22 protein-coding genes are annotated in these 23,396 nt (G+C 67.3%); 10 read left to right on the forward strand and 12 right to left on the reverse strand.

All coding sequences use genetic code 11. From position 1 onward, the window contains the following. Positions 1-174 precede the first annotated feature (174 nt). Both H681_RS24935 and H681_RS24940 read left to right on the forward strand, forming a co-directional pair. Positions 175-576 (forward strand): SMI1/KNR4 family protein, encoded by a 402-nt coding sequence (locus H681_RS24935; RefSeq protein ID WP_015479677.1) that lies wholly within the window; start codon positions 175-177, stop codon positions 574-576. 107 nt (positions 577-683) lie between these two features. After that, the gene (locus H681_RS24940; protein WP_015479678.1) at positions 684-896 is read left to right on the forward strand and encodes a YgdI/YgdR family lipoprotein; all 213 of its coding nucleotides are present in this window, start codon (positions 684-686) and stop codon (positions 894-896) included. Between the two features lie 86 nt (positions 897-982). Here the strand turns inward: H681_RS24940 and H681_RS24945 are convergent, their stop codons facing one another. Together H681_RS24945 and H681_RS24950 are read right to left on the reverse strand one after the other, a co-directional pair. After that, positions 983-1,648, reverse strand: coding sequence for a GntR family transcriptional regulator (locus tag H681_RS24945; RefSeq protein WP_015479679.1), 666 nt, complete (start codon positions 1,646-1,648; stop codon positions 983-985). Between the two features lie 65 nt (positions 1,649-1,713). Continuing rightward, entirely contained in the window at positions 1,714-2,499 is a 786-nt protein-coding gene (locus H681_RS24950; RefSeq protein ID WP_015479680.1) for an SDR family NAD(P)-dependent oxidoreductase, read from the reverse strand. 127 nt (positions 2,500-2,626) lie between these two features. Here H681_RS24950 and H681_RS24955 point away from each other — a divergent pair, with 127 nt between their 5' ends. The 5 genes from H681_RS24955 (at position 2,627) to ybaL (ending at position 9,178) form a co-directional block, all read left to right on the forward strand. Next, positions 2,627-4,021 carry an aspartate aminotransferase family protein gene (locus H681_RS24955; protein WP_015479681.1) on the forward strand — a complete coding sequence of 465 codons (1,395 nt, stop codon included), beginning with the start codon at positions 2,627-2,629 and terminating at the stop codon, positions 4,019-4,021. Positions 4,022-4,160: 139 nt separating this feature from the next. Then, the gene (locus H681_RS24960) at positions 4,161-5,528 is read left to right on the forward strand and encodes a glutamine synthetase family protein (RefSeq protein WP_015479682.1); all 1,368 of its coding nucleotides are present in this window, start codon (positions 4,161-4,163) and stop codon (positions 5,526-5,528) included. A gap of 342 nt (positions 5,529-5,870) precedes the next feature. Beyond that, positions 5,871-6,629: an SDR family NAD(P)-dependent oxidoreductase gene (locus tag H681_RS24965; protein WP_015479683.1), complete on the forward strand. Its 759-nt coding sequence runs from the start codon at positions 5,871-5,873 to the stop codon at positions 6,627-6,629. A 160-nt stretch (positions 6,630-6,789) separates the two neighbouring features. After that, positions 6,790-7,269: an acyl-CoA thioesterase gene (locus H681_RS24970; protein WP_015479684.1), complete on the forward strand. Its 480-nt coding sequence runs from the start codon at positions 6,790-6,792 to the stop codon at positions 7,267-7,269. A 205-nt stretch (positions 7,270-7,474) separates the two neighbouring features. Continuing rightward, positions 7,475-9,178: a YbaL family putative K(+) efflux transporter gene (ybaL, locus tag H681_RS24975; protein ID WP_015479685.1), complete on the forward strand. Its 1,704-nt coding sequence runs from the start codon at positions 7,475-7,477 to the stop codon at positions 9,176-9,178. Between the two features lie 154 nt (positions 9,179-9,332). Here the strand turns inward: ybaL and pdxY are convergent, their stop codons facing one another. Beyond that, positions 9,333-10,202, reverse strand: coding sequence for a pyridoxal kinase PdxY (gene pdxY / locus H681_RS24980; RefSeq protein WP_015479686.1), 870 nt, complete (start codon positions 10,200-10,202; stop codon positions 9,333-9,335). Between the two features lie 148 nt (positions 10,203-10,350). On the opposite strand from pdxY, the gene H681_RS24985 reads away from it, so the two are divergent. After that, positions 10,351-10,800, forward strand: coding sequence for a DUF3301 domain-containing protein (locus H681_RS24985; RefSeq protein WP_041712774.1), 450 nt, complete (start codon positions 10,351-10,353; stop codon positions 10,798-10,800). On the opposite strand, the gene H681_RS24990 is transcribed toward H681_RS24985, so the two are convergent. Both H681_RS24990 and H681_RS24995 read right to left on the reverse strand, forming a co-directional pair. Then, positions 10,797-11,150, reverse strand: coding sequence for a DUF7079 family protein (locus tag H681_RS24990; protein WP_015479688.1), 354 nt, complete (start codon positions 11,148-11,150; stop codon positions 10,797-10,799). The two genes, H681_RS24985 and H681_RS24990, sit on opposite strands and share 4 nt — an antisense overlap. Then, entirely contained in the window at positions 11,147-12,025 is an 879-nt protein-coding gene (locus H681_RS24995) for an alpha/beta fold hydrolase (RefSeq protein ID WP_015479689.1), read from the reverse strand. The genes H681_RS24990 and H681_RS24995 overlap by 4 nt, the downstream gene beginning before the upstream one ends. Before the next feature lie 104 nt (positions 12,026-12,129). Here H681_RS24995 and H681_RS25000 point away from each other — a divergent pair, with 104 nt between their 5' ends. Beyond that, entirely contained in the window at positions 12,130-13,893 is a 1,764-nt protein-coding gene (locus tag H681_RS25000; protein WP_015479690.1) for a sensor histidine kinase, read from the forward strand. After that, complete coding sequence (locus H681_RS25005) at positions 13,890-15,224, forward strand: sigma-54-dependent transcriptional regulator (protein ID WP_015479691.1); 1,335 nt, start codon at positions 13,890-13,892, stop codon at positions 15,222-15,224. Before H681_RS25000 ends, H681_RS25005 begins: the two co-directional genes overlap by 4 nt. Here H681_RS25005 and H681_RS25010 read toward each other — a convergent pair. The 7 genes from H681_RS25010 to H681_RS25040 all read right to left on the reverse strand — a co-directional run bounded on the left by H681_RS25010 (position 15,206) and on the right by H681_RS25040 (position 23,334). Beyond that, positions 15,206-16,210: a hypothetical protein gene (locus H681_RS25010; RefSeq protein WP_015479692.1), complete on the reverse strand. Its 1,005-nt coding sequence runs from the start codon at positions 16,208-16,210 to the stop codon at positions 15,206-15,208. The genes H681_RS25005 and H681_RS25010 overlap by 19 nt on opposite strands. A gap of 372 nt (positions 16,211-16,582) precedes the next feature. Further along, on the reverse strand, positions 16,583-16,777 hold the full coding sequence (locus tag H681_RS25015) for a hypothetical protein (protein WP_015479693.1): 195 nt from the start codon (positions 16,775-16,777) through the stop codon (positions 16,583-16,585). A 193-nt stretch (positions 16,778-16,970) separates the two neighbouring features. Further along, a complete protein-coding gene (locus H681_RS25020; protein ID WP_015479694.1) occupies positions 16,971-17,906 on the reverse strand; it encodes a LysR family transcriptional regulator in 936 nt (311 codons plus the stop codon). 383 nt (positions 17,907-18,289) lie between these two features. Beyond that, positions 18,290-18,994 carry an NAD(P)H-dependent oxidoreductase gene (locus H681_RS25025; protein ID WP_015479695.1) on the reverse strand — a complete coding sequence of 235 codons (705 nt, stop codon included), beginning with the start codon at positions 18,992-18,994 and terminating at the stop codon, positions 18,290-18,292. A gap of 72 nt (positions 18,995-19,066) precedes the next feature. Continuing rightward, entirely contained in the window at positions 19,067-20,485 is a 1,419-nt protein-coding gene (locus tag H681_RS25030) for an aldehyde dehydrogenase family protein (RefSeq protein ID WP_015479696.1), read from the reverse strand. Continuing rightward, entirely contained in the window at positions 20,478-21,668 is a 1,191-nt protein-coding gene (locus H681_RS25035) for a pyridoxal phosphate-dependent aminotransferase (RefSeq protein ID WP_015479697.1), read from the reverse strand. The genes H681_RS25030 and H681_RS25035 overlap by 8 nt, the downstream gene beginning before the upstream one ends. A 55-nt stretch (positions 21,669-21,723) precedes the next feature. Next, positions 21,724-23,334, reverse strand: a complete 1,611-nt coding sequence (locus H681_RS25040) for a 5-guanidino-2-oxopentanoate decarboxylase (protein ID WP_015479698.1) — start codon at positions 23,332-23,334, stop codon at positions 21,724-21,726. Positions 23,335-23,396: the final 62 nt, after the last annotated feature.

The following is a 23,396-nucleotide window of genomic DNA, read 5'->3' on the forward strand; positions in this document are numbered from 1 at the left end:
AAGCCCGGCCCTGGCCGGGCCTTTTCGTTTCTGGGCGCTGGGGTGAGGGCACTCTTGCCCGGCTGTAGCGACGGAACCGCCCGTCCGGCCGCCGCCACGGCGGTGGTCTTGCGCCAAGTGCCGGCTACTACTGTATAAAGCGCGCCACTATCCAGACGTAGAGAGGCCTCGCCCGTGGAAGATGTGATCGAGCTGCTCCGTGAAGCCAACGAACCGGTTCCCGTCCCGCTGGAACTGCCGGACGAAGAACTGCTGGTGGAGATCGAAGAAGCCCTGCTGATAGGCATTCCGTCGGAATTTCGCGAATTTCTGCTGAAGGTCAGCGACGTGATTTATGGGCGCCTGGAACCGGTCACGGTGACCGATCCGCACAGCCACACCTACCTGCCGGAAGTGGCCGCCGTAGCCTGGTCGATGGGCCTGCCGCGCGAGCTGGTACCGCTCTGCGCCGATGGTGACGACTACTATGCGGTGGGCGAAGATGGCGAAGTGGTGCTATGGGCCGACGGCGAACTCACCGAGGAAACCTGGGACTCGGTGTGGACCTGGGCACGCGACGTATGGCTCGACACCTGAACCGAAGCTTCGGAATTTCCTGACACTTCGCTTGTCTCACTGGCAACTCACCGTACCTTCGGCCCTTGCTGTCCAGGCCAGGCACGATGCCTTGTTGTGGAGACGCTATGAAGTTCAAAGCCCTGTTCACCAGCCTGTTGCTGCTCGGCCTCGCCGGATGCGCCGACAAGGCCGTGGTGACGCTGCAGGATGGCAGCGAAATCCTGGTGAAGGATCACTCTGATTACGACAAATACAATGACTACTACGAATTCGAGCAACTCAATGGCGAAACCATCCTGATCAAGAAGGACAACGTCCGCTTCATCAAGACGCCCTGAGTGCCGACACGGTGAGACGCCGATCGGCGAAGAGATGAGCGCAGCGCCCATGCTCCTGGCCGATCCCATCTGCTTTGCTGCGGGCCCTAGCGCGCCCCCAGTCGTCCTCCGCTCTCCAGTTCGAGCAGATTGAGCAGGTACTGGCCGCAATAGCCCAGGTCCTGCTCGATGGCTTTGCGCGCGCTCGCGCCATCGCCACGCTCCAGGGCGTGCAGGGCGTCTTCGTGGAAATCGTTCAGGCGCAGCGACAGGTCGGCCTCGGTGAACAGGCGGTTGAAGAACGGCCCGACCTGCAGCCAGAGCGCCTCGATCATGCGCAGCAGGGTCGGGTTGCCGCAAGCGCTGTAGAGCGTGAGGTGGAACTGACTGTTGGCGTCGAGATAACCCTGGACGTCGCGGGCGTTCAGCGCGCTTTCCATGCGCCCGGCACAGGCGCGCAGCACGTCCATGTCCGCCGGACGCAGGCGCCGGGCCGCATCCTCCACCGCCAGTCCCTCCAGCGATTGCCGCACCTGCAGGATCTGCAGGTAGCGTTCGCGGGTCATCACCGGTACCCGCAGCGAGCGCTGCGGCTCGCCCTCCAGCGCCCCCTCGGCCACCAGCCGTTGCAGGGCCGCGCGCACCGGCATCGGGCTGGTGCCCCATTCCTCGGCCAGGTCGCGGATCTTCAGCCGCTCGCCGGGCTGGAAGCGCCCGCTCAGCAGGGCCTGGCGCAGGTTCTGGTACAGCTGTTGCTGAAGGTTGTCGGCCATCGCGATTCACTCCCGGCCGGCCGGCGGCGCCGGCAGTTGGGCGAAGGTCAGGCTGCAGTCGTGCATCATCGTGCGTATCCCTTGTTTTCGATCAGACAGTTGCCGCCATCCACCACCAGCACTTCGCCGGTGATGTAGCTGGCTTCGGGAGACGCGAGGAAGGCGACGGCGGCCGCCACCTCCTCCGGTCGCCCGGAACGGCCGAGCGGCGTATGCCGTCCGGCCGCGTTTTCCTCCTCGGTGCTGGAGCCGGTGGCGATCCAGCCGGGTGCCACGCTGTTCACCGTCACCCCGCGCCGCGCCACTTCCAGGGCCAGGCCCATACTCATGCCGAGCATCCCCGCCTTGGCCGCGCTGTAGGCGGACTCGCCCGGATTGCTGCCGCGGGTGCCAGTGGTGGAGCTGACGTTGACGATGCGTCCGTAGCCGCGCGCCAGCATCAACGGCAGCAGCGCGCGGGTGAGCAGGAAGGCGCTGGAGAGATTGCGCGCCAGCGACAGGTTCCAGGTCGCAAGGTCCATGTCCGCCAGCTCGGCGAACGGTTCCGGACTACCCTGCATAGCCATGCCGGCGTTGTTCACCAGGATATCCACTCGGCCCCACTGCGCCTGCGCCCACTCGGCGAGCGCGCGGACCTCGTCCTCGCGGGTCAGGTCGGCTGGCATCGCCCGCGCCTCGAAGCCCTCGGCGCGCAGCGCTTCCACCCGTTGGTGGACGCGCTCGCTGCTGGCACTGAGCAGGAGTTTCACACCGTTGAGCGCCAACCGGCGGGCAACGGCGAAACCGATGCCGGACTCGCCGCCGGCACCGCTGACCAGGGCGACCTGTCCGGCCCAGGAGGATTCGTCCATGTGGATAACCTCAATTTGTGATCACAGAATTATTTACAGGGCAGATTATCAGGCTGGAAATTGCCTGTATTGACTTTTTTGTGATCACAAATAGAAGATGTGCAAAAAAACAAACGAGGTGTGCAACATGACCGCCAGCGGAATCGCCCAACCGGCCGTGGATCTCTTCACCGCCCGCGAGCGCCAGCGCTTCCTGGAACAGAATCCCAAGTCCGTCGCCCTTGCCGAGCGTGCGCACAAGTCGCTGTACGCCGGTGTGCCGATGCACTGGATGGCCGACTGGTCCACGCCCTGTCCGCTGTTCGTCGAACGCGCCCAGGGCGCCCGCTTCTACGACGTGGACGGCCATGACTACGTGGACTTCTGCCTGGGCGATACCGGCAGCATGTTCGGCCACTCGCCGGCGCCGATCGCCCGCGCGCTCGCCGAACAAGGCGCACGCGGCCTGACCACCATGCTGCCGGGTGAAGACGCCGTGGTCTGCGGCGAACTGCTCGCCGCGCGCTTCGGCCTGCCCTACTGGCAGGTGACCGCCACCGCCACCGATTCCAACCGCTACGTGCTGCGCTGGGCCCGCGCGGTGACCAGGCGCAAGACCCTGCTGGTGTTCGACGGCTGCTACCACGGTACCGTCGACGACGTGATGGTGCGCTACCGCGACGGCAAGACCGTGCACCGCTCCGGCCTGGTCGGCCAGGCCTACGACCTGACCCAGCACAGCCGCTCCATCCCCTTCAACGACGTCGAGGCGCTGGAGGCCGCGCTGGCCCAGGGCGACATCTGCGCCCTGCTGTGCGAGCCGGCGATGACCAACATCGGCATGGTCCTGCCCGATCCGGGCTTCATGCAGAAGTGCCGCGAGCTGACCCGCCAGTACGGCGCGCTGCTGATCATCGACGAAACCCACACCATCTCCACCGACATCGGTGGCTGCACGAAGCTGTGGAACCTCGACCCGGACTTCTTCGTGGTCGGCAAGCCGATCGCCGGCGGCGTGCCCTGCGGCATCTTCGGTTGCAGCGCGGAGATGGCCGAACGCATGGCCGCCTCGCGCCAGAGCGCCCGGGAAGACAGCCACGGCCACGGCCACAGCGGCATGGGCACCACCCTCTCGGCCAACGCCCTGGCCATGCACTGCATGCGCGCCAACCTGGAACAGGTGATGACCCAGGCGGCCTACGACCACATGCTGCCGCTGGCCAGGCGCCTGGCCGACGGCTTCCGCGCGCTGATCGCCAAGCACGACCTGAAGTGGTCGGTGACCGAGCTGGGCGCGCGCAGCGAGTTCCAGTTCTGCCCCGTCTCCCCGCGCACCGGCGCCGAGGCCGAAGCGGCCTTCCACGACGAGCTGCAGATGGCCCTGCACCTGTACCTGATCAACCGCGGCATCCTGATCACGCCGTTCCACAACATGACCCTGTGCTGCCCGGACACCACCGCGGCGGACGTGGATCGCCTGATCGAGACCCTCGATGCAGGCATCAGCGAGCTGCTGGCGATTCCCGGGGCGCGTGAGGCCTGATCAACACCTGACCTGACCCGGTAGGAGCGAGCTTGCTCGCGAACCCGCCCAGCAGCGGACTCGCAGAAGAGCGTTCGCGAGCAAGCTCGCTCCTACGAAGAGCAAATACTCCCGGCGCACCGCGCCACCGAGGACCACCATGCAATTCGCCAATCGACAGGAAGCCGAAGCCTTCCTCGCCGCCCACCCGGACGTGCGCAGCATCGAACTCTTCATCATCGACTCCAACGGCATCCCGCGCGGCAAGCTGCTGCATCGCGACGAGCTGCTGGCGATCTACGACAACGGCCGCCCGCTGCCCAGCTCGATCCTCGCGCTGACCGTGCAGGGCGAGGACGTCGAAGGCACCGGGCTGGTCTGGGAAGTGGCCGACGCCGACTGCTGGACCTACCCGCTGCCCGGCAGCCTGACCCTGCAACCCTGGCGCGCCAGCCCCACCGGCCAGTTGCAGGTCAGCATGCACCCGACCCAGGGCCTGCCCGCCACGCCCGCCGACCCGCGCCAGGCGCTGTCCCGCGTGGTCGACCGGCTCAAGGCCGACGGCTTCCACCCGGTGATGGCGGTGGAGCTGGAGTTCTACCTGCTGGACAAGCAGCGCGACGCCAACGGCCGCCCGCAGCCGGCGCTGCAGATGAACGGTATCCGCCCGGAGGCGCCGCAGGTCTATGGCGTGTATGAGCTGGAGCAGTTGCAGCCGTTCCTCGACGACCTCTATGCCGCCTGCGAAGTCCAAGGATTGCCGGTACGCACGGCGATCTCCGAGTACGCGCCGGGCCAGGTCGAGCTGACACTGGAGCATCGCTTCGACGTCATGCAGGCCATCGACGAAGGCGTGCGCTACAAGCGCCTGGTCAAGGGCGTGGCGAACAGGCACGGGCTGCAGGCCTGCTTCATGGCCAAGCCGTTCGGCGACCGCGCCGGCTCCGGCATGCACCTGCACGTCAGCCTCGCCGACGAGCAGGGCAACAACCTCTATGCCAGCGAAGACATTCACGGCACCGAACTGCTGCGCCACTCCATCGGCGGCATGATGGCGCGCCTGCTGGATTCCCTGGCGATCTTCTGCCCCAACGCCAACTCGTTCCGCCGTTTCCAGGCCAACAGCTATGCGCCGCTGGCCAAGAGCTGGGGGGTGAACAACCGCACCGTGTCGTTCCGCGTGCCCGGCGGCCCGGCCAAGAGCCGGCACATCGAGCACCGCATCTGCGGCGCCGACGCCAACCCCTACCTCGCCGCGGCGGCGATCCTCGCGGCGATCCACGAAGGCATCCGCGAACGGATCGACCCGGGCGCGCCCATCGTCGGCAACGGCTACGAGCAGGCCACCGAGTTCCTGCCCACCGACTGGCTCACCGCGCTGCGCGCGCTGGAGGCCTCCAACTGGGCCCGCGAGGCGCTGGGCGAGGAGTTCCTCAAGGTGTTCCTGGCGATCAAGTGGGAAGAGTTCCGCCAGTTCATGGGCGAGGTCGGCGAGCAGGACTGGCGCTGGTATCTGCATCACGCGTGATCGCAGGCGTATGGGCAGACAACCCTGCACGGCCGAGCGGCTTTTGTAGGAGCGAGCTTGCTCGCGAAGGTGCGCGCGTCAGAGCTTGTTCGCGAGCAAGCTCGCTCCTACAGGTCAGCCGGCGCGCGGGGGAGTTGCCCACCTCCGCCAACCGCACAGTTCGCCACGCCCCACTGACACACGACAGCCTTACGAAAAATTTACCCTGTCAGACTGAAGAATCTGGTCTTTTCTTGGTCTGTAATTGCACGGGGCGCGGATGCGCCTTCCGTGGTCAAAGCGGCGCCGCCGGTACTGCCTGCCGGCCGCCGTCCTCTCTCAGGCAGGGAGAACCCGTAGACAATGAGCACTCCTGTCGTACTGATCACCGGCGCCGCCGGTGGCCTCGGAAAAGCCATCGCCAAACGTTTCGCCCAAAGTCACTGGCGCATCGCCGCGACCGACGTGGACAAGGCCGGCCTGCATGCGCTCAATGCCCAGGTACCGCTGGACGCCACCGCCGTCGGCGACCTGCGACGCGCCGACAACTGCCACAGCCTGGTTTCCGACATCCTCGCCCGCACCGGCCGCCTCGACGCCCTGGTGAACGCCGCCGGCGTCTGGCGCGAAGGCCCGGTGGAAGACTTCAACGAGGACGACTTCGACCTGGTGATGGGTGTGAACCTCAAGGCCGCCTTCTACATGTGCCAGGCGGCGACGCCGTACCTCAAGGAAAACCACGGCTGCATCGTCAACATCTCCAGCGACTCCGGCCGCCAGGCCTATCGCGGCTCCGCGGCCTACTGTGCGAGCAAGGCGGCGCTGACCATGCTCACCCGCACCCTGGCGCTGGAACTGGCCGAGGCGGGCGTGCGGGTCAACGCCATCTCCCCGGCGGACATCGCCACGCCGATGCTCGACTACCAGGCCGAGCGCTACGGCCAGGGCAACCCGGACAGCTACAAGCGCGCCCTGCTGAAGGATTATCCACAGGGCAAGGCATCGCGCTTCATCCGCCCGGAAGAAGTCGCCGAACTGGTCTGGTACCTGTGCAAGCCGGAATCCGAAGCCATCACCGGCGCGGACCTGGCGATCGACTTCGGCCTCTCCGCCGGACGCTGACCCGGCGCCAACACAACGGGCGGCCAGTGGCCGCCCGTTTTGCATCTGCCGATCCCCACTGGCGTCCACGGCCAATGAGCGGTATAGAAAAAACTGTGTCGCCAGCCCCACCCCGGTGCGTCCAGAGTGGGTCCTTTCTCCATCCGCCACAGAGAACAGCATGGAACCCGGCAACCACCAGCTCAGCATGACCGTCCTGATGACCCCCGACATGGCCAACTTCTCCGGCAATGTCCACGGCGGCACCCTGCTCAAGTACCTCGACGAAGTCGCCTATGCCTGCGCCAGCCGCTACGCCGGCCACTACGTGGTGACCCTGTCGGTGGACCAGGTGATCTTCCGCCAGCCGATCCACGTCGGCGAACTGGTCACCTTCCTCGCCTCGGTGAACTACACCGGGCGCACCTCGATGGAAATCGGCGTGAAGGTGGTCACCGAGAACATCCGCGAAAAGTCGGTGCGTCATACCAACAGCTGCTTCTTCACCATGGTGGCGCTGGACGACGGTCGCAACCCCATCGTCGTGCCGCCGCTGGAGCCGCAGACCAAGGACGAGAAACGTCGCTTCGCCCAGGCACAGCAGCGTAGGCAAATTCGCCAGGAACTGGAGCAGCGCTACAAGGCAATTCATGACGAATGACAAATAATCGCGACATTTCTTGATAAAAAATCTGTGTGTCGCGAAAAATATCTGTTGCGTCAACCAGTTACTCTTGCGTGAAAGCAATGTAGGAATCCATTCCAGCGCCTAGAGTTTTCGTACGCGGGTTTGCCCCCGTGATCCACCTTCGAGCAACCCGCGACCACCGGTTCAGGTTGCTCCCTGCGTGCCCGGAGCCCAGACCATGCATCACACTCCCCTGCTCACCACCCTCGCCGTCGGCTTCGTACTGGCCTTCGTCCTTGGTGCCCTGGCCAACCGCCTGCGCATTTCGCCGCTGGTGGGCTACCTGCTCGCCGGCGTGCTGGCCGGCCCCTTCACCCCCGGTTACGTCGCCGACCAGGCGCTGTCCGGCGAGATCGCCGAACTGGGCGTGATCCTGCTGATGTTCGGCGTCGGCCTGCACTTCTCGCTGAAGGACCTGCTGTCGGTCAAAGCCATCGCCATTCCCGGCGCGGTGGTGCAGATCGGCGTCGCCACGCTGCTCGGCATGGGCCTGGCCTGGACGATGGACTGGCAACTCGGCGCCGGCCTGGTGTTCGGCCTGGCGCTGTCGGTAGCCAGTACCGTGGTGCTGCTGCGCGCGCTGGAACAGCGCCAGCTGATCGACACCAAACGCGGCCGCATCGCCATCGGCTGGCTGATCGTCGAAGACCTGGCGATGGTCCTCACCCTGGTCCTGCTGCCGGCGCTGGCCGGCTCCCTGGGCGGCACGTCCGACGGTAACGAAGGCAGCGTGCTGCTGCCGATCCTGCTGACCCTGGGCAAGGTCGCCGCCTTCGTCGCGGTGATGATCCTCGGCGGCCGGCGCATCGTGCCCTGGGCCCTGGAGCGCGTGGCCAAGACCGGCTCGCGCGAACTGTTCACCCTGGCCGTACTGGCCATCGCCCTGGGCATCGCCTACGGCTCGGCGGTGATCTTCGGCGTGTCCTTCGCCCTCGGCGCCTTCTTCGCCGGGATGATCCTCAACGAGTCCGAGCTCAGCCACGAGGCGGCGGAGAACTCGCTGCCGCTGCGCGATGCCTTCGCCGTGCTGTTCTTCGTGTCCGTCGGCATGCTGTTCAACCCGGCCATCCTGATCCACGAGCCGCTGCCGGTGCTGGCCACCTTCCTGGTGATCGTGTTCGGCAAATCCGTGGCGGCATACATCATCGTGCGGCTGTTCGGCCATCCCAACAGCACCGCGCTGACCATCGCCGCGAGCCTGGCGCAGATCGGCGAGTTCTCCTTCATCCTGGTCGGCCTGGGCGTCAGCCTGCAGCTGCTGCCGGAGGCGGGCCGCGACCTGGTGCTGGCCGGTGCGATCCTGTCGATCCTGGTCAACCCACTGCTGTTCATCGCCATCGACCGCCTGCAGGCGCGCCAGGCGCAGAAGGCCGAAAGCGAGCCGGGCGTGGTGCAGGTGGAGGCCCCCGACCTGCCGCCACCGGTGCTGGAGCATGACCACGCGATCCTCATCGGCCACGGCCGGGTCGGCGCGCTGGTCAGCGAGCGCCTGCGCCAGGACAAGGTGCCGCTGGTGGTCATCGAGGACAAGCGCGAAAAAGCCGCCGAACTGCGCGAGTACGGCCTCTGCGTGGTGGTGGGCAACGCCGCCAATCCCGAGGTGCTGGTCCAGGCCAACATCGCCTCGGCGCGCTGGCTGCTGATCGCCATCCCCAACGGCTTCGAAGCCGGGACGATTGCCAGCCACGCGCGGGCGATCAACCCGGGCCTGGAGATCATCGCCCGCGCCCACTTCGACGCCGAGGTGGATTACCTGGAGCAGAACGGCGCCAACCTGGTGATCATGGGCGAACGGGAAATCGCCCGGGGGATGGTTGCGCGGGTTGAGCGTCAGGGTACTGAAGGGACCGTCAGCGACGAGCAGTTGCCGCAGTCGGCCTGAGGCACAACGCTTCTGAGGGATGCCCAGGCCGGTCATCGTGCCTGGGCGGGTTCGCGAGCAAGCTCGCTCCTACAGGTCAGGTCCGAGCCGCTTTTCGTAGGAGCGAGCTTGCTCGCGAACAGCCGTGGCACAAACCGTCACGGCTGCATCGCAATCACCCCAGCTTCACCGCCTCGAACTTCACCCGCGGATGGGCGATGCGGTCCTGGGCGCGCACCAGTTCCAGCTCGTAGCTGCCGCAGGCCTGGGTTTCCAGCAGCACTTCATGCACGGCCGCCGCGCAGAATTCGAAGGCGCTGCGCAGGTCGTCGCCCAGCAGCAGGCGAGCGAGGAACAGCCCGGAGGTCAGGTCGCCCACACCCACCGGCTGGCGCGGGAAGGCCAGCAGCGGACGGCGCAGGTGCCAGGTCTCGTCGAGAGTCACCAGCAGCATCTCGAAGGCGTCCGCCGGCTTGCCCGGGTAGTTCAGGTGCTTCACCAGGATCGCCTTCGGACCGCGCACCAGCAGGCCACGGGCCATCTCGGCGCAGTCTTCCAGGGAAGTCGGCTGGCGGCCGCAGAAGCTGTCCAGCTCCAGCTGGTTCGGACACAGGTAATCGGCCACGGCGGCGGCCTCGTGGAGCAGGAATTCGCCGACTTCCGGGGCAACGATGCAGCCCTTCTCCGGATGGCCCATCACCGGGTCGCACAGGTACACGGCGCGCGGATTGACCTCGCGGATGCGGCGCACCACTTCGAGGATCGAGCGGCCCTGCGCCGCGCTGCCCAGGTAGCCCGAGAGCACCGCGTCGCAGTTGCCCAGCTCGCCGATCGCGGCGATGCCGTCCACCAGCGCGGGAATCTGCTCCGGCGGCAGCACCTGGCCGGTCCAGTGGCCATACTGGGTATGGTTGGAGAACTGCACGGTGTTCAGCGGCCAGACGTTCACCCCGACGCGTCGCATGGGGAACTCGGCGGCGCTGTTGCCGGCGTGGCCGAAGACGACGTGGGACTGGATGGCGAGAACGTGGGGAGTACGCGGCATAACGGTGTCCTGCAACAGTAATGGCGCAGTATGGAGCGCAATTCACACCCTGTGAACATCCACCCCTCGCCGCCCGACGGCGGAGTGAGTAAGCTGGTGCGCCGACCCCGAGGAAGTAGAAGTGGACCTGGGCAATCTTTTCGTCTTCATGCTGGTTGTCGCGGCGGCCGCCTGGTGGTGGCGCACCCACGGCATCCGCGAGCGTGCGCTGGTCCTGGCCAAGCAGCACTGCGCGCGCGAGGGCGTGGAACTGCTCGACGAAGCCGTGGCCCTGCAACGCATTCGCCTGCGCCGGGATGGCCGCAACCACCTGCGCCTGGCCCGCGAGTACGGTTTCGAGTTCACCGCCACCGGTCAGGAACGTTACGCCGGCACCATCCGCATGTTCGGCCAGCACCTGGGCCGCATCGAGCTGGCGCCCTTCCGCATGGAGCCAGAGCCGCGCGCCACGGTTGCACCGGTCGCCACCTTCAACCCGGCGGACGACGAGATCGTCGACGCGGTGTTCGACGACACCCCGCCACCGCGTCCCAAGGCCGAGATCGTGCGCCTGGACGAATGGCGCCGCGCGCACCAGGACAAGAAAGTCAGCGACTAGAGCTGCGCGCGGATCTTCCGCCAGTCCTTCTCCACCGCCGCCGTCATCGCCCGCCGCAGCAACCGGCAACGCCCACGGTGCCAGAGCGAATGGCGCCGCTGCTGGTTACGCCGGCAGGCTTCGAACAGCCAGTCCGGATCGAAGCCATCCCACACTCCCGCCGTCACCCAGGTGTTCGACCAGACCACCGGTGCCACTTCCAGGCGATAGATGGCATCCAGCTCGTCCACGCTGAATCCGCTGATCGACAGGATGCCCGCGATGGCGGCGCGACCGCCTTCATCCAGTTCGGTGTCCAGCCAGAGCTCGGACAGCGCCAGCCAGACGGACTCGCGGGCCGGGTCGTTCATTCGTGGCCCAGCAGGAAGCGCGACACGCGCCCGGCGCTGTCATCGGGGAACTCCTGCATGAAGCAGTGCCCGCCATCGACGCATTGCGCGCTGACCGCCGGGTTGCTCGCGCACCAGCGCGCCGCGGCCTTGGGTACGAAGGGATAGGTGCGTTCGCCGAACAGCACCTGGGTCGGTGTCACCACCTTGTTCAGCGACGACCACAGGCGCTTGGGGAAGGAGGCGAAGATCTCCGCCTCGCGGCTGGGCCGGCATTTCAGCTCGACGCCGCCGTCCACCGTCTTCATCGCCTGCTCGACATAGGCCCACAGCGCCGCGTCGGTCCAGCCCTTGAAGATGCCCCGGCCATGCAGGCCGGCATACGCCGCCTCGCGGTCCGGCCACTGGCTGCGCCGCGCGCGGGCCTTCTGCACCATCGTGCGGCGCTTGTGCAGGCCGAGCACTTCGGAGAGCGCCATCACGCCGATCATCGCCGGGGTGAACAGCACCGGATCGAGCAGCACGGCGCGGCGGAACAGTTGCGGATGGCGCCCCAGGATCAGGCTGGTCAGCACACCGCCGAAGCTGTGGCCGCAGGCGTAGTGCGATACCTCGCCGAACCGCCCGCGTCCGGCCTCGAAGGCTTCCACCGCCATCTCGGCGTTGCGGTTCCAACCGTGGAAACGCCCGCCGTGGTCGCTATCGCCGTGCCCCTGGACATCGCACAGCCAGAGGTCGAAATCCTTCGCCAGCAGCGCGAGCAGCGGCTCATAGGCACGGCCGCAAAAGCCGTTGCCATGAAGAAAGTGCAACAGCGGCTTGCCGCTGGGCTCGCTGCGCCAACCGCGCAGGGTGAAACCGGCGGACCCTTCGTGGGTCCAGGACAACAACTGCATGGGCGCGTCTCCGTCAGGACGCCCGCAGTGTAACGAGGCGGCCGGGCGCCGAACCAGTGCGACAACATGCTATCGTCGCGATCCTAGCTCGACTTGCTTCGAACATGCCGCTTCCCCGCCCTCTTCGTCTCACCCTGATCAGCCTGCTCCTGCTGGCCGGCCTGCTGCTGTCGGCGTACTGGGCGGGCGAGCAGGCGCGGCACCGCGCATTGCTCGCCGAGGCGCAGGCGGCCGACGAACAGCTCGACCTCTACGCCAACTCCCTGCACACGCTGATCGAACGCTTCCGCAGCATTCCGGCGGTGCTCGCCCTCGATCCCGACCTGCGCCGTGCCCTGCAAGGCCCGGTGACCGGCGAATTGCAGCACCGGCTCAACCTCAAGCTGCAGGAAATCAACGGCGCGGCACGTTCCTCGACCCTGGAACTGCTGGACCACACCGGCCTCGCCGTGGCCGCCAGCAACTGGAACCTGCCGGTCAGCTACGTCGGCCACAACTACGGCTTCCGCCCCTACTTCCGCCAGACCATCGCCCAGGGCGCCGGACGTTTCTACGCGGTCGGCGTGACCAGCGGGATTCCCGGCTACTTCCTGTCCAACGCCCTGCGCGACGACGACGGCCGCTTCCTTGGCGCCATCGTGGTCAAGCTGGAGTTCCCCGACCTGGAGCGGCAGTGGAGCCAGACCCCGGACGTGGTGCTGGTGAGCGACAGCAAGGGCGTGGTGTTCCTCGCCAACCACCCGCGCTGGCGCTACCGCGAACTGCTGCCGCTGGACGCCGTGGCCCGCGCCGAGATGGCCGACACCCGCCAATACCACAAGCAGCCGCTCAGCGCGCTGCCGCACCGGACGCTGGAAACCCTCGGCGAGCACGCGCGCATGGTCCGCGTCGACGGCCAGGACATCAGCGGCGACTACCTCTGGCAATCGGTCGGGCTGCCGGAAGACGAGTGGACCCTGCACCTGCTGCGCAATCCCCACGGCGTGCAATCCGACGTCACCAGCGCGCGGTTGGCCGCCGCCGGCGCCTGGCTGGCGCTGGTGTTCCTGGTGCTCTGGCTGCAGCAACGCCGCCGCCTCGCGCGCCTGCGCCAGCGCAACCAGGAAGAACTGGAGCGTCTGGTCGAACAGCGCACCGCCGCCCTGCGCACCGCCCAGGACGGCCTGGTGCAGGCCGCCAAGCTGGCGGCGCTGGGGCAGATGTCCGCCGCGCTGGCCCACGAGATCAACCAGCCGCTCACCGCCCAGCGCATGCAACTGGCCAGCGTGCGCCTGCTGCTCGACGCCGGCCGCCAGGACGACGCCCGCACCGCGCTGCTGCGGGTGGATGAACTGCTGGAGCGCATGGCCGCGCTCACCGGCCACCTGAAGACCTTCGCCCGCAAGACCCCCGGCGGCCTGCGCGAGCGCATCGAACTCGGCCACGTGCTGGATCAGGCGCTACGCCTGCTCGCCGTGCGCATCCGCGATGAGCAGGTAGACATCCTCCAGCGCCTGGACGAACCGGCCTGGATACTGGGCGATGCGATCCGCCTGGAACAGGTGCTGGTCAACCTGCTGCGCAACGCCCTGGATGCGCTGGCGGACACCGAGCAGGCGCAGATCACCCTGAGCCTGCGCCGCGAGGGCGACCACTGGTGCCTGGAGGTGGCCGACAACGGTCCCGGCATCGATGAGGAAAACCTCGCCAGCGTCTTCGACCCCTTCTTCACCACCAAGCCGGTCGGCGAAGGACTGGGGCTCGGGCTGGCGGTATCCTACGGCATCGTCCACGAACTCGGCGGCCGCCTGAGCGCCGCCAACCAGCCCTCCGGCGGCGCGCTGTTCCGCCTGAGCCTGCCCGCCGCCCCCGAAGAAAACCGAGCATGAGCCAGACCATCCTCTTCGTCGACGACGAAGCCGCCATCCGCGACGCCGTGCAGCAATGGCTGCAACTCTCCGGCTTCAACGTACGCCTGTGCGGCAGCGCCGACGAGTGCCTGAAAAACGTGGCGCGCGAGCTGCCCGACGTGATCATCAGCGATGTGCGCATGCCCGGCACCGACGGCCTGGCCCTGCTCGAACGCCTGCAGCAGCTCGACCGCGACCTGCCGGTGATCATGGTCACCGGCCACGGCGACGTGCCGATGGCGGTACAGGCCATGCGCCAGGGCGCCTACGATTTCATCGAAAAGCCCTTCACCCCCGAACGCCTGCTCGACAGCCTGCGCCGCGCCCTGGAAAAGCGCCGGCTGGTGCAGGAGAACCGCCAGTTGCGCGAACAGGCGGCGCTCAAGGACCAGATCGAATCGCGCCTGCTCGGCGTATCGCGGCCGATGGAGTCCCTGCGCCGGCAGATCATGGCGCTGGCCGGCACGCCGGTGAATGTGCTGATCCGCGGCGACACCGGCAGCGGCAAGGAACTGGTCGCGCGCTGCCTGCACGACTTCGGTCCGCGCGCCGGCAAGCCCTTCGTCGCGCTGAACTGCGCGGCGATCCCCGAGCAACTGTTCGAAACCGAGCTGTTCGGCCACGAAAGCGGCGCCTTCACCGGCGCCCAGGGCAAACGCATCGGCAAGCTGGAGCATTCCAACGGCGGCAGCCTGTTCCTCGACGAGATCGAGAGCATGCCGCTGGCCCAGCAGGTGAAGCTGCTGCGCGTGCTGCAGGAACAGCAGCTGGAGCGCCTGGGCTCCAACCAGAGCATCAAGGTCGATTTGCGGGTGATCGCCGCGACCAAGCCGGACCTGCTCGAAGAAGCCCGCGCCGGACGCTTCCGCGAGGACCTGGTGTACCGCCTGAACGTCGCCGAGCTGCGCCTGCCGCCACTGCGCGAACGCCGCGAAGACATCCCGCTGCTGTTCGAGCACTACGCGCTACTGGCCAGCGAGAAATTCGCCCGCGAGGCCGCGCCGCTCTCCGCCACCGAACTGGCCCGTCTGCTCGCCCACGACTGGCCGGGCAACGTGCGCGAACTGGCCAACGCCGCCGAACGCCACGTACTGGGCCTGGACCGCGATGACACGCCCGTCGAGCCCGCCGGCAACGGCCTGTTCGAACGCATGGAAGCCTACGAGGCGCAGTGCATCCGCCAGGCGCTGGGCCAGTGCAAGGGCGACATCAAGGCGGTGATGGAACTGCTCGGCCTGCCACGCCGCACCCTCAACGAGAAGATGCAGCGCCACGGGCTGAGCCGTGGGGATTACCTGGGCGAGGACTGAGCCGGCTGCTCGGCGAAGAACCAGCCGGCGCACCAGCGTGCCAGCGGCCAGAGCAGCACCAGCAGCAGGATCGCCGGCGGCAGCAGGTAAAGCGGCAGGCTGCTGGCGTTCAGCGAGCTGTAGGCGGCGAGCGCCACCAGGACCGAAACCAGCACGATCGCTATCGCCCACATCGCCAGCAGCACCAGCGCGCAGGCCAGCACCCGGCCGGCGGCGAAGCGTGAAACCTGCGACGGCAGGCGCGTCCGCACAGCCGTCATGACGATGGCGAAGGGCAATACGCAGCTCGACAGCATGAGCACCGATTGCCAACCATCCGCGCCGCTATACAGATAGAGCGCGCCATAGCTGAGCCCGGCGAGCAGCTTGTAGGTCATCGCGGTGAAGCCGAGCGCCACGCCCAGCGACACCTGCCAGGAGGACAGGGCGAGGGTTTGTCCCGGCGCCAACCGCTCGGAGCGCGGGCGTGCGAGACGCAGCACCAGCCAGAGCGGCAACAGGCAACCCAGGGTCAGGTTGATCAGCGAGCTGGCCTGGCCGTAGAAGACCATCCACAGGGTCCGGGTGTCCTGCTCGAAAGCCCACTGGTAGAAGGACACGCTCAGGTAGGACACCGCCGTGCCGACGACCAGGGTGGTGATCAGATAGGCCGCGCCGAAGCCCACCAACAGCCCGGCCAGCGGCTGGAATCGCGCAATGCCGTGGCGCTCACGCTGGTAATGGACCAGCAACAGGACCGCCGCCGAATAGAAGAGCAGCCCGCCAAGCCAGTTGGCCAGCATCGTCGGCAGATACTGCGGCAGGCGCTCGCGGTAATTGCCCAGGTCGCCGATCCACTGCACGGCATTGCTGCCGAAGAACACCAGCGCCGCCGCCACTATCATCGCGGCGACGAACAGCAGAGGCTGGCTGCCGGCCGGCGTCGCAACGGCAGTGGGAGCAGTCAGGGGAGCATGGGGTGTGGCGAAGGGGTTATCGGTGGCCATCTCGGCATCCTTGTCGAATCCGGCCGTTGGCGCGGAATACCCAAGCCTATCAGCCCGGCCCACCGATATCTGCCAGGCATAAAAAAAGACCGCTGAAAACAGCGGCCTTGAGACAGACGTCGATTCGGAGCAATCACATATCGGCGTCGGGAAGATTGCCGGCATTGGCCGGGAACAGCAGCCCCGAAGGAAGCGCTGTTGAGTCAAGTATATTGACCTATCAGACAGGAATACAGGCCAATGCCAAGGAAAGACTGTTACAACTTCTGTAATAGACGTATTCCGCAGGCAAAAAAACGCCGCATCTCGTATGCGGCGCAAGGCATTGAGAAGTCCGGCTCACGCACCGGGCTTCCCGGGGGAAGTGGCCGATCAGGAATCGGCGTCGCTGTCGGCAGTGGCCTTGGCGGTCTGTTCGGCGGACTGGGCCTGCTGCTGGGCAATCGCTGCTTCGTTGGCCTTGACCATCTTGTCGGTCATCAGGCGCGATTCTTCGGCGAAGCTCAGCTGGGTGAAGGACAGCGAGCAAACGGACAGCAGGGCAGCAATATAAAACGAACGGGACATGACGGTGATCCTTTCTGAACACCCGATTGGTCGGGGTTGGAGAAAGGTTACGGCGCAACAGTCGGGCGAAAAATAGCTAGCTAACCAACAAAGCATTGCCTAAAAAGCAACAATCCGCGCCGATCGTCCGAGAACACCGATATAGAGCGGCTGCGACGATCCGCCACGCCAGCGCCCAACGTCAGAGATGGCCTTATGCCCAGTTGACGGGATCGTTGAGCGCTGCTTCGTCGTCCTGGAAGACCCTGGGCAGCTCCGCCTTGAGGAACTCCACCCAGGTACGGATCTTCGCATCGAGAAAGCGCCGCGACGGGTACAGCGCATAGATCTGCCGCACGTGCAGGCTGTGCCGGGGCAGCACCCGCACCAGCGAACGCTTGCGCAGGGCGGGCGCGGCGACGTAGCTGGGCAGCAGGCAGATGCCCATGCCGGCGGCGGCGGCGCCGGTCAGCGCCTCGGCGACGTTGACCATGAAGGTATCGCGCGGGCGGATCACGCTTTCCTCGTTGCCCTCCTCGAAGGCCCAGCCCTCGGGGAAGGTCGGGTCCTGCAGGCGCAGGCACTGGTGCTGGTGCAGGTCGGCGACGCTGGTCGGGGTGCCGCGCCGCTTGAGGTACTCGGGGCTGGCGCAGAGCACGCTGTAGATGGTGCCCAGGGTCTGGGCGACGAACTCGGAGTCGGGTAGCTCGCGGTCGCGGGTGATCACCACGTCCTGGCCTTCCTCGAGGATGTCCGGCTGGCGCTGGGCCAGGGTCAGCTCGATGTAGACCTCGGGGAAGGACTCGCAGTAGCGCGAGATCAGCGGGATCAGGTGCTGCTGGCCGAGGCCGGTGAGCGAGTGCACACGCAGGCGGCCGCGCGGATTGAGGTGCGCGCCGCTGGCTTCGGCCTGGGCTTCGTCGACATCGGCGAGGATTTCCCGGCAGCGCAGCAGGTAGCGCTCGCCGGTTTCGGTCAGCGCCAGGCGCCTTGTGGTGCGGTGCAACAGACGTGCTTCGAGCTGGGCTTCGAGGTCGGAGACCACGCGCGAGACCTGGGCTGTGGATAACCCCAGGGCGTTGGCGGCGGCGGTGAAACTGCCGGCATCCACCACCCGGACGAAGGCCCGCATCGCGTGAAGTACGTCCATGATTCCCCCTGCTTATCCATCTTTGTAGGAGGCGACGACAATTGTTGTCCGCGCCGCAAAACTGAATCGCAGTATAGGGTCGTTTTTTACCGATTGTTACCACGTATAGTGCCGGCCAAGTCGCTGCAGCGACGGTGGGCATACCAGGCTCATCGTACGGCCGTCGATACACCAATCGACGGCCCTCTCCCCCGCGCATACCTGGCTGCAGCGGCTGACTTTTTCTCCAGGGGCGGTCATCTTCGGATGGCCGCCCTTTTTCGTTTTTGGCCATAGCATCGGAGTCGAGCCGGATTGTAGGAGCGAGCTTGCTCGCGAACCGCCCAGCGTCGGAGCAGCCGGCGATCCCGTTCGCGAGCAAGCTCGCTCCTACGAAAAGCCAATCAGCGCGGCAGCGGGTAGAGGCGCTCGTCGAACTGCTCCAGGCGCACGAACTCCAGCGGCTGGTCGCTCTCCAGGTTCTGCAGTCGGTCCTGGTACTGGCGCAGGAAGTCCACGCGCGCCTCGTTGCTGATGTAGGGCACGTGCCAGGCGACGAAGGGCGGCAGCACGCTCATGCCGGTGTAGGCCAGGGTGCCACGCAGGATCGGCCGCAGCATGTCTTCCAGCGGGCCGTGGATGGCGCCATCACCGAACATGTGGTCGCGGCCGCCGAGGGTCACGCTGACCAGGGCCTTCTTGCCGGTCAGGCCGCCCTGGTCGTAGAAGCGCTTGCCGCCATAGCAGATGCCCGAGACCAGCACGCGGTCGAACCAGCCCTTGAGGATGGCCGGCGCGGAGAACCAGTAGATCGGGAAGTTGAAGATCACCAGGTCCGCCCAGAGCAGCTTGTCCAGCTCGGCCTGGATGTCGGCGGCGATGGTCCTGGCCTTGGCGCCTTCGCGCTGCTCCAGGGCGTAGACCAGGTAGTCGGGGTTGGCGCGGGCGCCGAAGTCGGCGGCGCTGGCCACCGGGTTCCAGTTCATCGCGTAGAGGTCGGAGACCTGCACCTCGTGGCCCTGGCCGCGCAGGGTTTCCTCGGCGAGCTGGTACAGCGCGGTGCTGAAGGATTGCGGTTCGTTGTGGGCGTGGACGATCAGTACGTTCATGTGGATTCCTGACAATTCGGTGAGCGGAACTGCCCTCACCCCAGCCCTCTCCTGGTGGGAGAGGGGGTCTGTTTAAAGCTGGATGGCCTTGAGCTCGACGAACTCGTGCAAGCCCTGCTCGCCCCATTCGCGGCCGTTGCCGGACTGCTTGTAGCCGCCGAACGGCGCACGGTAGTTGAACGCACCGCCGTTGACGAAGCATTGGCCGGCGCGCATCTGCCGGGCGAGTCGCAGGCCATCTTCGCGGTCGCCCGCCCACACGGCGCTGGACAGGCCGAACGGCGAATCGTTGGCGATGGCGATCGCCTCGGCCTCATCGGCGTAGGGAATCAGACACAGCACCGGGCCGAAGATTTCCTCGCGGGCGATGCGCATCTGGTTGTTCACGCCGGCAAAGATCGTCGGCTGCACGTAGTGGCCGCGCTCCAGATGGACGGGACGTTCGGCGCCGCCGCATACCAGCTGTGCGCCCTCCTCCTGGCCGACGCGGATGTAATCCAGCACGGTGCGGCGCTGGCCACCCGAGCACATCGGACCGAGGAAGCTGTCGGCGTCCAGCGGGTCACCCATCTTCAGCGCCAGGGTTTCCGCGCGGGCGATTTCCACGGCTTCGTCGTAGCGGCTGGCGGGCAGCAGCATGCGGGTCAGCGCGGTGCAGGTCTGCCCGGAGTTGATCATCACGTCCTGCACGCCGTGGCGCACGGCGGCGGCCAGGTCGGCATCGGCGGTGATCAGGAAGGGCGACTTGCCGCCCAGCTCCAGGCACACGCGCTTGACCGTCGGCGCCGCGGCTTTGGAGACCTTGATGCCCGCACCGGTGGAGCCGGTGAAGGACACCATGTCCACGTCCGGGTGCCGCGCCAGGGCTTCGCCGACCTTGGAGCCGGGGCCGCTGACCAGGTTGAACACGCCGGCCGGCAGGCCGATGGCGTGGATCATGTCGGCCAGCAGGAAGGCATGCAGCGGGGTGTCCTGGCTCGGCTTGACCACCACGGTGCAGCCGGCGGCGAGGGCCGGGGCCAGCTTGCCGATCAACTGGTGCAGCGGGTAGTTCCAGGGGTTGATGAAGGCGCAGACGCCCACCGCTTCCTTCACCACCAGCGAGTTGCCGACCTCGCGCACCTCGTCCATGTGCGCGGCCATCGCGGCGTAGCTTTCCAGGCCCTCGATCGGTCCGTCGACCTGCACCATCCGGCACCACTGGATGGGCATGCCCAGCTCGGCGGTGATCAGCGCGGCCATCTCGTCGGCACGGTTCTTCAGTTGCTCGGCAAGGGCGCGGATGTAACCCGCGCGCACCTGGGATGGCGTCTGCGACCAGGCCGGGAAGGCGCGGCGCGCGGCGTCCACCGCGCGGTTCACGTCGCCTTCACCGCCCAGCGGCACGCGGCCGACCGTTTCCTCGGTGGCCGGGTTCTGCACCTCGGCCAGGCCCTGCCCCTGCGGTGCCAGCCAGGTGCCGTCGATGTAGAGCTGTGTACGCTCACGCATAGCGTTTTTCCTTCAGCAGTTCGGCGGCGCACAGGGCGATGCGGCGGCAGGCTTCGCGCAGTGGTTCGGCGCCGAGCACCAGGCCGAGGCGGATGTGCCCGGCGGCGCTGGGGCCGAAGGCTTCGCCGGCCAGCACGGAGACGCCGTGGCGATCCAGCAGCAGGTTGGAGAAATCCTGGGCGGAAAGCCCGGTGGCGCGGATATCCACCATCACGAACATGCCGCCGTCCGGGCGCAGGGCGCGCACGCCAACGCAATCGGCGAGGCAGTCGAGCACCAGGTCGCGGCGCTGGCGGTAGGCCTCGCGCATGGCTTCCAGTTCCGGCAGCTTGGCCTCCAGCGCGGTGCAGGCGGCGTCCTGGATGAAGTCCGGCGAGCCGTAGAGCATGCACAGGGCGAGGTTTTCCAGGTGCGCGCAGAGTTCCTGCGGGCCAACCACCCAGCCCACGCGCCAGCCGGTCATGGCGTGGGATTTCGACAGGCTGTTGAGGGTCGCGGTGCGCTCGGCCATGCCCGGCAGGCTGGCGGGGCTGATGTGCTCGCCGTCGAACAGCAGCTCGCTGTAGACCTCATCGGAAATCATCCACAGGTCGTGGCTTATGCACAGCTCGGCCAGCTTCTCCCAAGTGGCGCGCGGCAGGCTGGCGCCGGAGGGGTTGTGCGGGCTGTTGATGGCCAGGGCGCGGGTGCGCGGGGTGATCAGCGCGGCGACGTCCTCGGCCTGCACGCGGAAGCCGTGCTCGGAACGCACCGACACCGGGATGACCTTGGCGCCGCAGGCGCCGAACACCGCCTCGTAGGTGACGTACATCGGCTCGGCGACGATCACCTCGTCACCCGGGTTGAGCACGCACTGCGCCACGGCATACAGCGCGCACTGGGCGCCGGCCAGCACCACCACTTCATCGGCGGTCACGGCCTGGCCGCTGCGCTGGGTGTGGCGGCGGGCGATGGCTTCGCGCAGCGAACGCTTGCCACGTACATCGGCGTAATGGGTATTGCCAGCCAGCAGGCTGTCGATGGCCGACTGCACGATGGGTACCGGGGTGTCGAAGTCCGGGTCGCCCACCGACAGCAGCAGGATGTCGTCGCCCTGCTCCAGGCGCGCCAGGGCGCGGTAGTGGATGTCCCAGGCGGCGGCGCCGTCGCCGGCGATGCGTTGGGTGAAGTTCGAGTAGCGCATGCTGTGCTTCCTTCAAGGTTCCGGAGCCCGTGGGCTCCGGCGGGTGCAACGGGTCCTACTGGGCGCAGGCGTGTTTCAGCTCGATCAGGGTGACGCCCGGATGGGCGAAGCCTTCGCGCAGGTCGCGCTCCAGTTCGTCCAGGCTCTGCGGCTGGCGCATCTCGCAACCATAGGCGCGGCCGAGCAGGGCGAAGTCCGGGTTGCGCGGCAGGACGCCGATGGGCTCGATGTCCAGGCCGATCATGTCGTCGCGGATCTGCCCCAGCGCATCGTTGTTCCACAGCAGCACCACCAGCGGGCTGTCCAGCTCCTCGGTGGCGGTGGCCAGTTCCTGCGCGGTGTAGAGGAAGCCGCCGTCACCGACCAGCACCAGGCCGGGGCGCTCCGGCGCGCCGAACTTGGCGCCGATGCCGGCCGGCACGCCGTAGCCGAGGGTGCCGTAGCCGGTGGGGTGCAGCCAGCCGCGCGGCGCCTTGCTCGGGTAGAGGTAGTTGCCGCTGTAGGCCAGCTGGGTCATGTCGCTGGCGATGAAGGCGTTGTCCGGCAGGGCCTTGGCGATGCGCTCCAGGATCGACTTGTGGATAAGTTGCAGCGGCGCGTGGCCGCCGTCGATCTGCGCGCGCAGCTCGGCGATCCGCGACTGCGCCTTGGCGGCGTCACGGGTAGCACTCGGCAGCGCGGCGAGCAGCGCTTCGGCGGTGGCCTTGGAGTCGCCCAGCAGCGCCACGGCGCTCGGGTAGAAGTCGTTGAACTTGCGCGAGTCGACATCGACGCGGATCACCTCGCCGGTGACCGGCAGGCGGTCGCGCCAGAAGTCGGTGTCGGCCATTTCGGTGCCGATGGCCAGGACCACGTCGGCCTCGGCGATCATGTCCCAACCGGCCTGGGTGCACAGGGTGGCGCCGGCGGACAGCGGCGCTTCCGGAGCCAGCAGGCCCTTGCCGGCGACGCTGGTGAACAGCGGCGCGGCCAGGCGCTCGCTCAGCGCGGCCAGGGCATCGGCGGCATGCAGCGCGCCGCCGCCGGCGATGATCATCGGACGCTGGGCGGCCTTGAGTTTATCCACAGCCTGCTTCAGCGCATCGGCGCTGGGCCGGCCACGGCCGGCGCGGCGTACGACTTCTTGGGTCCAGTCGCGGGCGATGGGCGCGGCGAGCACGTCCAGCGGCACGGAGATGTGCACCGGGCGCGGACGCTCGCTGTCGAACACGGCGTAGGCGCGGGCGATCAGTTCGGGCAGGTCTTCCGGGGTCAGCGCCACGGCGGAGAATGCGGTGATCGGCGCGGTCATGGCGCGCTGGTCCTGGGTCTCGTGCAGGCAGCCCCAGCCCTTGCCCAGGCTGGCGGTGTGGTTGACGCTGGAAATCACCAGCATCGGGATGGAGTCGGCGTAGGCCTGGCCGATGGCGGTGGCGGCGTTGGTCACGCCGGGGCCGGTGATGATGAAGGCTACGCCCGGCTTGCCGCTGACGCGCGCATAGCCGTCGGCCATGAAGCCGGCGCCCTGTTCGTGACGGGTCAGCACGTGGCGGATGCCGCTGCCGGGCAGGCCACGGTAGAGCTCCAGGGTGTGCACACCGGGAATGCCGAACACGGTGTCGACGCCGTAGTTGGCCAGCAGGCGGACCAGGGCCTGGCCGCCGGTGAGGTTCTTGTTCTCTTGCATGAGGTTGCTCCCCAAGGCTATGGCAGGACCTTGTAGGAGCGAGCTTGCTCGCGAACCAGACC

The organism is Pseudomonas sp. ATCC 13867, from assembly GCF_000349845.1.
Classification (GTDB): Bacteria; Pseudomonadota; Gammaproteobacteria; order Pseudomonadales; family Pseudomonadaceae; genus Pseudomonas.

Coding starts and splice junctions, on each gene's coding strand:
- H681_RS24940 (WP_015479678.1), top strand. CDS start 684: ATGAAGTTCAAAGCCCTGTTCACCAGCCTGTTGCTGCTCGGCCTCGCC.
- H681_RS24945 (WP_015479679.1), bottom strand. CDS start 1,648: ATGGCCGACAACCTTCAGCAACAGCTGTACCAGAACCTGCGCCAGGCC.
- H681_RS24950 (WP_015479680.1), bottom strand. CDS start 2,499: ATGGACGAATCCTCCTGGGCCGGACAGGTCGCCCTGGTCAGCGGTGCC.
- H681_RS24955 (WP_015479681.1), top strand. CDS start 2,627: ATGACCGCCAGCGGAATCGCCCAACCGGCCGTGGATCTCTTCACCGCC.
- H681_RS24960 (WP_015479682.1), top strand. CDS start 4,161: ATGCAATTCGCCAATCGACAGGAAGCCGAAGCCTTCCTCGCCGCCCAC.
- H681_RS24965 (WP_015479683.1), top strand. CDS start 5,871: ATGAGCACTCCTGTCGTACTGATCACCGGCGCCGCCGGTGGCCTCGGA.
- H681_RS24970 (WP_015479684.1), top strand. CDS start 6,790: ATGGAACCCGGCAACCACCAGCTCAGCATGACCGTCCTGATGACCCCC.
- ybaL (WP_015479685.1), top strand. CDS start 7,475: ATGCATCACACTCCCCTGCTCACCACCCTCGCCGTCGGCTTCGTACTG.
- pdxY (WP_015479686.1), bottom strand. CDS start 10,202: ATGCCGCGTACTCCCCACGTTCTCGCCATCCAGTCCCACGTCGTCTTC.
- H681_RS24985 (WP_041712774.1), top strand. CDS start 10,351: ATGCTGGTTGTCGCGGCGGCCGCCTGGTGGTGGCGCACCCACGGCATC.
- H681_RS24990 (WP_015479688.1), bottom strand. CDS start 11,150: ATGAACGACCCGGCCCGCGAGTCCGTCTGGCTGGCGCTGTCCGAGCTC.
- H681_RS24995 (WP_015479689.1), bottom strand. CDS start 12,025: ATGCAGTTGTTGTCCTGGACCCACGAAGGGTCCGCCGGTTTCACCCTG.
- H681_RS25000 (WP_015479690.1), top strand. CDS start 12,130: ATGCCGCTTCCCCGCCCTCTTCGTCTCACCCTGATCAGCCTGCTCCTG.
- H681_RS25005 (WP_015479691.1), top strand. CDS start 13,890: ATGAGCCAGACCATCCTCTTCGTCGACGACGAAGCCGCCATCCGCGAC.
- H681_RS25010 (WP_015479692.1), bottom strand. CDS start 16,210: ATGGCCACCGATAACCCCTTCGCCACACCCCATGCTCCCCTGACTGCT.
- H681_RS25015 (WP_015479693.1), bottom strand. CDS start 16,777: ATGTCCCGTTCGTTTTATATTGCTGCCCTGCTGTCCGTTTGCTCGCTG.
- H681_RS25020 (WP_015479694.1), bottom strand. CDS start 17,906: ATGGACGTACTTCACGCGATGCGGGCCTTCGTCCGGGTGGTGGATGCC.
- H681_RS25025 (WP_015479695.1), bottom strand. CDS start 18,994: ATGAACGTACTGATCGTCCACGCCCACAACGAACCGCAATCCTTCAGC.
- H681_RS25030 (WP_015479696.1), bottom strand. CDS start 20,485: ATGCGTGAGCGTACACAGCTCTACATCGACGGCACCTGGCTGGCACCG.
- H681_RS25035 (WP_015479697.1), bottom strand. CDS start 21,668: ATGCGCTACTCGAACTTCACCCAACGCATCGCCGGCGACGGCGCCGCC.
- H681_RS25040 (WP_015479698.1), bottom strand. CDS start 23,334: ATGCAAGAGAACAAGAACCTCACCGGCGGCCAGGCCCTGGTCCGCCTG.